Origin of the sequence: Aeromonas sp. (genome assembly GCF_050633025.1) — a bacterium.
Classification (GTDB): domain Bacteria; phylum Pseudomonadota; class Gammaproteobacteria; order Enterobacterales; family Aeromonadaceae; genus Aeromonas.
This window is the reverse complement of record NZ_JBODRQ010000116.1, coordinates 1-10,443: the sequence shown is the minus strand read 5'-3', so window position 1 is coordinate 10,443 and position 10,443 is coordinate 1. Positions and strand designations below refer to the sequence as shown.

Sequence of the window (10,443 nt, the reverse complement as noted above, 5' to 3'; positions counted from 1 at the left end):
ACTGGCAGAGGATGTCCTTGTTCAGGCCGATCATGGAGCCGTCCTGGAACAGGTATTCGGCCCACTCTTTCTCCTGCATGGCCGCTTCCTTGAAGATCTTGAAGCTTGCCTGTTCGCACTCGGCGGCGATCTCGGCCATCTCGGGGTCATCCTGACCGCTGCGCATCAGGTTCAGCATGTGCTGGGTACCGGTCAGGTGCAGCGCCTCATCGCGGGCTATCATCTTGATGATCTTGGCGTTGCCCTCCATCAGCTCGCGCTCGGCGAAGGCAAACGAACAGGCAAAGCTGACGTAGAAGCGGATTGCTTCCAGCGCATTGACACTCATCAGACATAAATAGAGCTTCTTTTTCAACCCACGCAATGTGATGGTCACCTGGCGGCCTGCAACAGTGTGGGTCCCTTCACCATGCAGGTTGTAGAGGGCGGTCGCCTCGATCAGGTCGTCATAGAAGTGGCTGATGGAGCCGGCGCGCTTCAAGATCTGCTCGTTGGTCACGATATCGTCGAACACCTGGGAGGGGGTGTTGACGATATTGCGGATGATGTGGGTATAGGAGCGAGAGTGGATGGTTTCGGAGAAGGCCCAGGTCTCAATCCAGGTTTCCAGCTCCGGAATAGAGACCAGTGGCAGCAGTGCCACGTTGGGGCTGCGACCCTGAATGGAGTCCAGCAGGGTCTGGTATTTCAGGTTGGAGATGAAGATGTGCTGCTCATGGGGCGGCAGGGCCTGATAGTCGATGCGATCACGGGAGACATCCACCTCTTCCGGGCGCCAGAAGAAGGAGAGCTGCTTTTCGATCAGGCGCTCGAACACTTCGTGCTTTTGTTGATCATAACGGGCTACGTTGACCGATTGGCCAAAAAACATCGGCTCTTTGAGCTGGTCGTTTTGGGTTTGGCAGAAAGTTGAATAGGCCATGGTTACCAGAATATGTGAATAGAGAAAACAGGAGAGCGGGAGCTTCATGCTCCCGCCCGGTTATCAGTTCTTGCCGTGACTTAGATTTTGCAAGCCCCGCCAGCGCAACCGTCATCTTGCAGATCGGTCTGGGCATCGTCTGCACCATCACGGGTGTTGTGATAGTACAGGGTCTTGAGGCCGTATTTGTAGGCGGTCAGCAAGTCCTTCAGCAGCTGTTTCATCGGCACCTTGTTGCCTTCGAAACGGGCAGGGTCGTAGTTGGTGTTGGCGGAGATCGCCTGATCCACAAACTTCTGCATGATACCGACCAGCTGCAGGTAGCCGTCAACGCTCGGTTGCTTCCAGAGCAATTCGTATTGATCTTTCAGGCGATCATACTCGGGCACCACCTGTTTGAGAATGCCGTCTTTGGAGGCCTTGACCGATACCAGACCGCGCGGCGGCTCGATGCCGTTGGTGGCGTTGGAGATCTGGCTGGAGGTCTCGCTCGGCATCAGGGCGGTCAGGGTGGAGTTACGCAAGCCCACGGACTTGATCTCTTCACGCAGACTTTCCCAATCCAGATGCAGCGGCTCGTTACACAGCGCATCCAGATCCTTCTTGTAGGTGTCGATGGGCAGGATGCCCTGGGCATAAGTGGTCTCGCCAAACAGCGGGCAGGGGCCGAACTCGCGGGCCAGCTGCACGGAGGCTTTCAGCAGATAGTACTGGATGGCCTCGAAGGTGCGGTGAGTCAGGGCCAGACCGGAGCCGTCGGAGTAACGGGCACCGTTTTTGGCCAGGTAGTAGGCGTAGTTGATGACGCCGATCCCCAGGGTGCGACGACCCATGCTGCCCTTCTTGGCGGCGGCAATCGGGTAATCCTGATAGTCGAGCAGGGCATCGAGGGCGCGGACAGCCAGATCGGCCATCTCTTCCAGATCTTCCAGCTTCTCGATGGCACCGAGGTTGAAGGCGGAGAGGGTGCACAGGGCGATTTCGCCACTCTCGTCGTCGATGTTGTTGAGCGGCTTGGTCGGCAGCGCAATCTCGAGGCAGAGATTGGACTGGCGTACCGGCGCCACACTCGGGTCGAACGGGCTGTGGGTGTTGCAGTGATCCACGTTCTGGATGTAGATGCGACCGGTACCGGCACGCTCCTGCATCATCAGGGAGAAGAGGTCTACCGCTTTCAGAGTCTTCTTACGAATGGCCGGATCCTGCTCGTACTTGAGGTAGAGCTCTTCGAACTTGTCCTGATCGGCGAAGAAGGCATCGTACAGACCCGGTGCATCGGACGGGGAGAACAGGGTGATGTCACCGCCCTTGATGAGGCGCTGGTACATCAGCTTGTTGATCTGCACGCCGTAGTCCATGTGACGAACACGGTTCTCTTCCACGCCGCGATTGTTCTTCAGTACCAGCAGGCTTTCTACTTCGGTGTGCCACAGCGGGTAGAACAGGGTGGCCGCACCACCGCGCACGCCGCCCTGGGAGCAGCACTTCACGGCAGTCTGGAAGTATTTGTAGAAGGGGATGCAACCGGTGTGGAACGCTTCGCCGCCACGGATGGGGCTGCCCAGACCGCGGATGCGACCTGCGTTGATGCCGATACCGGCGCGCTGGGAGACGTAACGCACGATGGAGCTGGCGGTGGCGTTGATGGAGTCCAGGCTGTCATCGCACTCGATCAGTACGCAGGAGCTGAACTGACGGGTCGGGGTGCGCACGCCGCTCATGATCGGGGTCGGCAGGGAGATCTTGAAGGTCGAGACCGCATCATAGAAGCGCTTGATGTAGTCCAGACGGGTATCTTTCGGATACTTGGAGAAGAGGCAGGCCGCTACCAGGATGTAGAGGAACTGCGGGCTCTCGTAGATCTCGCCGGTAACGCGGTTCTGGACCAGATATTTGCCTTCCAGCTGTTTGACTGCCGCGTAGGAGAAATCCATGTCGCGCCAGTGATCCAGATGGGTGTTCAGCTCTTCGAATTCAGCCTGGGTGTAGTCTTCCAGCAGGTGCTTGTCGTACTTGCCCATGTCCACCAGACGAGCCACGTGCTGGTAGAGGTGGGGCGGTTCGAACTGACCGTAGGCCTTCTTGCGCAGATGGAAGATGGCCAGACGGGCAGCCATGTACTGGTAGTCCGGGGTCTGCTCGGAGATGAGGTCCGCCGTCGCCTTGATGATGGTTTCGTGAATGTCGGCGGTACGGATACCGTCATAGAACTGGATGTGGGATTTGAGCTCTACCTGGGAGACCGACACGTTGTCGAGCCCTTCGGCGGCCCAGTCCAGCACGCGGTGAATTTTATCCAGATCGATGGGTTCTTTGTGTCCGTTACGCTTCGTCACAAACAAGTTCATTGGCGGATGACCTTTAGTTGATTCCCGAAAAACCATCGCACAATGGTGCTACCCTAGCTCAGGCTGTGTGCAGGCGTTGGGCAGAGAACGTGCGATGAATCACAAGATGTAGTGTTATTTTAAGTTCGAGCTACAAGATAGTGAGGTCGGCTCGCCATTGCAACGTGTGAATAAGTGACGAGCTGTGGATAAATTGTGAGTCTTGTTCCGCCAGTTAGTGACCGCTCACAGTGCGCGGGTTTTCATTCGTCCGCTTCGCTAAATGCAAGTCTCCCGATCGAAGATGGAAAATTAAAATAACTTTTTTTGCTTGCGAAACGGGGGGCTTTTTACTAGCAAACAGCGGCTGATTATCCCTTATGCAACAAGGGTTAAAAGCTATCCAGTTGTCGCCGCTGCGCACTCGGCTGGCTATGGGCTGGTACCCGATGATTGCGGTTTGAGGCTGCTCTGCGACGGTTGTGCTCCGGTCAAACGCGTATCCAACAGACAGAAAGCTGCCTCTGTTATCCATGATATGGCGATATGTTCGTAGTGTGGATCCTGGGAGGGTAAGTGGGGTTCAATAGAGGCAGGGAATCTCTCTGCCCCTTTGGTGCAATCGGTTAGGCTGTGCGTCAGTTGCTGGTCATCAGCTCGTAGCGCAGCCAGTGATGCAGAGCCTGCACGGTATCGAAGTGCAGATCGGCGCCCCATTGGGCGGGATCTTCCTGATCATTGAGATAGCCCCAGCCAGCGACCGCCGTGCGCATACCAGCATTGCGGCCCGCTTCGATATCCCGCACATGATCCCCCACATAGAGGCAGTGAGCCGCCTCGACCCCCAGTTTCTCACAAGCAAAGAACATGGGGGCGGGGTCGGGCTTGCGTACCGGCAGGGTGTCAGCGCTGACGGTGACGCCGCAACTGGCGAGTTCTGGCAGGGCCGCCAGCAGCGGCTCGGTGAGAAAGCCCGGCTTGTTGGTGACTATGCCCCAGGGGAGCTGTTTCTCGTCGAGCCACTCGATAAGATCCACCATTCCTTCATAGGGGCGGGTACCGACGCAGAGATTGGCCGCGTAGTAGTCGAGCAGGGCATTGCGCAGGCGCGTGGCCCCCAGCTCCTCAAGCAGTTCGTCGCCGAAGCCCGCTTTCAGCAGCCCGAGCGCTCCGTGAGAGGTGGTCTGACGAATAATGTCGTCAGAGAGCGGCGCAAAGCCTTCGTTGATCAGTACATGGTTGACGGCGGCCCCCAGATCCGGAGCTGTGTCGAGCAGGGTGCCGTCCAGATCGAACAGCACACCGCGCAGGGGCAGAGGGTGAGAGGCGCTCATCAACCTTGCTCCGGGCGGACAAACTCCACCATATAGTTGACGTCGACATTCTTGCCGAGCTTGAACCGGTTGGTGAGGGGGGCGTAGTAGACGCCGCTCATGTCACATACCAGAAGGCCTGCTGCCTCACCCATGCGACACAGTTCGGCGGGGGTGATGAACTTGTTGTGGTCGTGAGTACCCTTGGGCACCATCTTCATCAGGTACTCGGCCCCGATGATCATCATCAGATAGGATTTGGGATTGCGGTTGATGGTGGAGACGAACACCCGGCCACCCGGGCGCACCAGGGTGGCGATGGCGCGCAGTACCGAGGCGGGGTCAGGCACGTGCTCCAGCATCTCCATGCAGGTGACCACGTCATACTGGCCGGGTGCTTCTGCTGCGTGTGCTTCTGCTGTGATCTGGCGGTACTCGAGTTCGACCCCCTGCTCCAGGGCGTGCAGGCGGGCGACGCCGAGGGGCTCCTTGCCCATGTCGATGCCGGTGACCCTGGCACCACGGCGGGCCATGCTCTCGGCGAGGATGCCACCACCACATCCGATATCGAGAATGCGCTTGCCAAACAGACCGCCACTCTTGTTGGTTATCCAGTCAAGACGTACCGGATTGATCTGGTGCAGGGGCTTGAACTCGCCCTCCATGTCCCACCAGCGGGAGGCGATGGCTTCAAACTTGGCGATTTCTGTCAAATCGACATTGGCATCACTGTTCATTTTTCGAGGATCCTGTGGCAGGGCGCCCGGGGCTGAGTCATGGGCGCAATCTATTGTCCTGGCGGGCATTATAACGGACGGACTTTGTCACACCAGCCCGATCTGATACCCGATTTGTGGCTTAAGGTATTTGGCTCAGTGTGTTACCATGTTGCGCTGTTTAAGCCAAAGAACAACTAATTAGGGATAAGGCTTTCTATGAGCGATCTGGCCAGAGAGATCACGCCGGTCAACATCGAAGAAGAGCTCAAGAGTTCCTATCTTGATTACGCCATGAGCGTGATCGTAGGACGAGCTCTGCCGGATGTGCGTGATGGCTTGAAACCGGTTCACCGCCGCGTTCTGTATGCAATGAACGAGCTGGGGAACGACTGGAACAAGCCCTATAAAAAATCGGCCCGTGTGGTCGGTGACGTAATCGGTAAATATCACCCGCACGGCGATAGCGCTGTGTATGACACCATCGTCCGGATGGCGCAGGATTTCTCCATGCGTTACATGCTGGTCGATGGTCAGGGCAACTTCGGCTCGGTCGATGGCGACAGCGCCGCGGCCATGCGTTACACCGAAGTGCGGATGGCCCGAATCTCCCACGAGCTGCTGGCCGATCTGGACAAAGAGACCGTGGACTGGGTGCCGAACTATGACGGCACCGAGATGATCCCGGCTGTCATGCCCACCAAGGTTCCCAACCTGCTGGTCAACGGCTCCTCCGGTATTGCGGTGGGCATGGCAACCAACATTCCGCCTCACAACCTCACCGAGATTGTCAATGGCTGCCTGGCGCTGATCGAAAACGGCGACCTCACCATTGACGAGCTGATGACCTACATCACCGGTCCAGATTTCCCCACCGGCGGCATTATCAACGGTCGTTCCGGCATCGTGCAGGCGTACCGTACCGGTCGTGGCTCCATCTATGTGCGGGCCAAAGCTGAAGTGGAAGTGGACGAGAAAACCAGTCGCGAGACCATCATCGTTCACGAGATCCCCTATCAGGTGAACAAGGCTCGACTGATCGAGAAGATCGCCGAGCTGGTCAAAGAGAAAAAGATCGAGGGTATCAGTGCCCTGCGCGATGAGTCTGACAAAGACGGCATGCGCATCGTTATCGAGATCAAGCGCGGCGAGTCCGGCGAGATTGTGCTGAACAATCTCTACAAGCACACCCAGATGCAGACCACGTTTGGCATCAACATGGTGGCGCTCGATAACAACCAGCCCAAGGTGATGAACCTTAAAGAGATCCTGGATGCGTTCCTGCTGCACCGCCGTGAAGTGGTGACTCGCCGGACCGTGTTCGAACTGCGCAAGGCGCGGGATCGGGCACACATTTTGGAAGGTCTGGCGGTTGCGCTGGCCAACATCGATCCCATCATCGAGCTGATCCGCCATAGCGCGACCCCGGCCGATGCGAAAGCGGGTCTGGTTGCCAAGGGCTGGGAACTCGGCAACGTGGCCGCCATGCTGGAAAAAGCGGGCGACGACGCGGCACGGCCAGAGTGGCTGGAGCCCGAGTTCGGTATCCGTGAAGGTCACTACTTCCTGACCGAACAGCAGGCACAGGCCATCCTTGACCTGCGTCTGCACAAGCTGACCGGCCTTGAGCATGAGAAGATCCTGGAAGAGTACCAATCTCTGCTGGATCTGATCGCCGAGCTGCTGCACATCCTGGCGAGCCCGGTTCGTCTGATGGAAGTGATCCGTGATGAGCTGCTGGCCGTGCGCGAGCAGTATGGCGACGAGCGTCGCACCGAGATCAGCATGTCCAGTGCCGAGATCAACATCGAAGATCTGATCACCCCGGAAGACGTGGTGGTTACCCTGTCTCACCAGGGCTATGTGAAGTATCAGCCGCTTTCCGACTACGAGGCCCAGCGCCGTGGTGGTCGTGGCAAGTCGGCCACCCGGATCAAGGAAGAGGACTTTGTGGAGCGTCTGCTGGTGGCCAACACCCACGACACCATTCTGTGCTTCTCCACCCGTGGCAAGGTCTACTGGCTCAAAGTTTACCAGCTGCCGGAGGCGTCCCGTGGCGCTCGTGGTCGTCCGATCATCAACCTGCTGCCGTTGGAAGAGGGTGAGCGTATCACCGCCATCCTGCCGGTGAAGGAATATGACGCCGAGAAGTATGTGTTCTTCGCCACCGCCAACGGTACCGTGAAGAAGACCAGCCTCTCTGACTTCAGTCGTCCGCTCTCCTCCGGTATTCGTGCCATCAACCTCAAAGAGGGTGATGAGCTGATCGGGGTAGATATCACCGATGGCAGCAACGAGATCATGCTCTTCTCCGACGCGGGCAAAGTCGTTCGCTTCGCGGAAGGCAGCGGTCGCGCCGATGCGGATGTCAGCGATGAGGTTGAAACCGACGACGATGCCGGCAACGACGATGATGGCAACGACAACGGCGAAGGCACCGAAAGCAAGGGTACCTTCAAGGGCGTGCGTCCCATGGGTCGTACCGCAGCCGGTGTACGCGGCATCAAGCTGGGCGCCGGTGACAAGGTGGTTTCCCTCATCGTTCCGCGCGGCGAAGGTGCCATCCTCACCGCCACCGAGAACGGTTACGGCAAGCGGACTGCGTTGGCCGAATACCCGACCAAGAGCCGTGGTACCCAGGGCGTTATCTCCATCAAGGTGGATGAGCGTAATGGCAAGGTGATCGATGCGATCCAGGTTGAAGATACCGACCAGATCATGCTGATCACCAACGGCGGCACCCTGGTGCGTACCCGTGTTGCCGAGGTGAGTGTCATTGGCCGTAACACCGGCGGTGTCCGTCTGATCCGTACCGGTGAAGACGAGACCGTGGTTGGTCTGCAGCGCATTGCCGAGAGCGACGAAGACGAGAACGATGCGCTGGCCGTTGACGGTGAGGTATCTGAAGGTACCGATACCGCGACCGGCACTGATGCAGTCGATGCAGGGGAAGCGGGCGAGGAGTAATCGTCACCTGTTCCGAGCAACGTCTCTGATCAAAAAGAGCGACCCTGGTGGTCGCTCTTTTTATTTGTCTGCTTTTTATGACTCTCCGCTGATCTTACGGCTGGCTCACTCCTGCAGCCACATTCTGGCGCTGCGGGCGGGAATGGCGACCCGTACCCACTGGCTCTGCACGTTGACTACGGCGCCTTGGTCGAGCACGTCACGATAGTTGCGATACCAGTTCATCTCGAACCTGGCGGTATCGAGCCAATACTCCTGCTCATAGTCGCACTTGTTGATGCCGACCAGCCCCTGTTTGCCCCGTTTGAACAGCACGAAACAGTCACCGCTGCCGACCAGTTGCATGGGTTGGCCCTGCACCGCATTGTGGAAGCGGATCATCCCCTTGAGATCGGCGCGCTGGTAGTAATCCTGCCAGCGCAGTCCATCCTTGGCCTGGGTCTCACCGTGATCCGAATAGACCAGCGGTGAGCCACCATCTCGGCCGAGCAGATAGGCATAGGCCAGCTTCTCGTCAGTCTCGCTGAGGATCTGATAGCGGAAGCCGTCGTTAGTGGGAATGTCGTGAGTGACCGCGAAGGTGACCGCACGGCTGCCCTGCAGCGCCTGACCATAAGCACCCGGATCCGCCAGCAGGTTCATGCTGCCGCCATACCCCAGCGCGCCGCGCAGGGAGGCAAACAGTGGAAAGTCATAGGCTCCCTGACCGCTACTGTCGAGGTAGGGTTTGAGGAAGCGCTCGTAATCGGTGCTGCCTGCGCCCCCCGTGGTGATCACCTCGCCAAAGACATGCATCCCCTGTTTGATCTCGGGGGTGAACACGGCATTGATCTGGTAATCACTCATATGCTTGACCGCATCGACCCGAAAACCCTTGATCCCCATCCCTTTGAGCGCCTTGAGATAGGCCTGTTGCTGGCTTACCACCCAGTTGTTGGGATCCAGATCTGGCAGCCCCTTGTCACCGGCACCGCCACAGAGCCGCCAATACTGGACATGACCCGGATCGCTCCAGTCGCTGATGCACCCTTCGGGATGAAAATCCTGACCGGAGAGGAAGTTTTGCCCCAGATCGCCAAACAGTTTCTGGCGCTCGAAATAGGCCGGGTTGCTGGCGTAGCTTTGCAGCAGCTCGTTGCCGGGATAGTTGAGGTCCTGGCGTTTCCAGCTTTCGTTGGCCATGTGGTTGAGCACTACATCGGCATAGACGGCGATACCTCGCGCCTTCATGGCGGCGATCAGCTGCTCGAGATCCTGTTTGTTGCCAAGGGGTGAGTCAACAAGGCGCAGATCCTGGGGCTGGTAGCGAGCCCACCACTCGTTGCCCGACGACTTGAGGGGCGGCGAGATGAGTACCTGTTTGTAACCGGCCGACTTGATAAGGTCGGCTTTGGCGGTCACTTCACTGTACTTCCAGTTGAAGGCGTGCAGTATGACGTCAGCGTGCGCCAAGGGGGCGATCAGCATGCCTGCGATCGCCCATATTCCCGCTGTGTGTTTCATTATTGTGTCCCTGTTTTATACATGCCTGAATGGGCAAGCCAGCATTGGCTGGACACAGGGGGGACGGCAATCCACAACCTGCGGATTTGTGACCGCTTTCAGGCTGATTTTTCAGAATGTGTGAGCTGTTGCCACTTTTCCCGCTATGGCCAATAGCGTTTTACCAAGTGATTTATTTGTCATTTCAAGGTCATCCCTGCCGCTATGTTGCCGGAAAAGTGGTGTGCTGCTGTCACCACCTTCGTCATCAGGGACATATAACCAGTTGGATTACATGGAAAATTGGAGGGTGTCGGGTATCAGGGTGAAAGCGTGAATTTTTTGTTGACTGACCGTCAATCCATCTGCGGATGGAAATGGTTGGATGGGACGTTTATGGCTGACGGTGATCAAGGCTCTGCAAGAGCACGACTATCAGCAGCTAAGTCAGGCTGATAGTCGCAGTGATTGTACCTAGTTCATCTTTTTTTACTGGAAGCGCTGTGCGATGCGCTGGCCCAAGCGATTGCGATTCAACCATCAGCAGTATCAGAACGGGGGCAGGGCGGTTGACTGTGTTATTCTGTTGTCACTGCAAGAGCATCTGCAGGGGGAATCAACCAGATATTGTCCTTCTGCTTTGGGCAGTCAGATCGCAGGAGGTCTGTGTGTAGCCTCGATCCTGATCGATTTCCGAACCTTTAAGCTAAGGAAAA

The 10,443-nt window shown here is 57.5% G+C and carries 6 protein-coding genes; 1 reads left to right on the top strand and 5 read right to left on the bottom strand.

Annotated elements, in window-relative coordinates; all coding sequences use genetic code 11:
- From nrdB to ubiG, 4 genes are all read right to left on the bottom strand, one after another.
- Positions 1–922 (bottom strand): class Ia ribonucleoside-diphosphate reductase subunit beta (nrdB, locus tag ACRAUW_RS14120; protein ID WP_431362782.1); only part of this gene is annotated, 922 nt, incomplete at its 3' end.
- An 80-nt stretch (positions 923–1,002) separates the two neighbouring features.
- On the bottom strand, positions 1,003–3,270 hold the full coding sequence (gene nrdA / locus ACRAUW_RS14115) for a class 1a ribonucleoside-diphosphate reductase subunit alpha (RefSeq protein WP_431362781.1): 2,268 nt from the start codon (positions 3,268–3,270) through the stop codon (positions 1,003–1,005).
- A 617-nt stretch (positions 3,271–3,887) separates the two neighbouring features.
- Positions 3,888–4,583 carry an HAD family hydrolase gene (locus ACRAUW_RS14110; protein ID WP_431362780.1) on the bottom strand — a complete coding sequence of 232 codons (696 nt, stop codon included), beginning with the start codon at positions 4,581–4,583 and terminating at the stop codon, positions 3,888–3,890.
- Positions 4,583–5,299 (bottom strand): bifunctional 2-polyprenyl-6-hydroxyphenol methylase/3-demethylubiquinol 3-O-methyltransferase UbiG, encoded by a 717-nt coding sequence (gene ubiG, locus ACRAUW_RS14105; RefSeq protein WP_431362779.1) that lies wholly within the window; start codon positions 5,297–5,299, stop codon positions 4,583–4,585. Before ubiG ends, ACRAUW_RS14110 begins: the two co-directional genes overlap by 1 nt.
- 198 nt (positions 5,300–5,497) lie before the next feature.
- Between ubiG and gyrA the strand changes: the two genes are divergently transcribed.
- Positions 5,498–8,245, top strand: a complete 2,748-nt coding sequence (gene gyrA / locus ACRAUW_RS14100) for a DNA topoisomerase (ATP-hydrolyzing) subunit A (protein WP_431362778.1) — start codon at positions 5,498–5,500, stop codon at positions 8,243–8,245.
- Positions 8,246–8,350: 105 nt separating this feature from the next.
- On the opposite strand, the gene ACRAUW_RS14095 is transcribed toward gyrA, so the two are convergent.
- A complete protein-coding gene (locus ACRAUW_RS14095) occupies positions 8,351–9,748 on the bottom strand; it encodes an alpha-amylase family protein (protein ID WP_431362777.1) in 1,398 nt (465 codons plus the stop codon).
- Positions 9,749–10,443 lie beyond the last annotated feature (695 nt).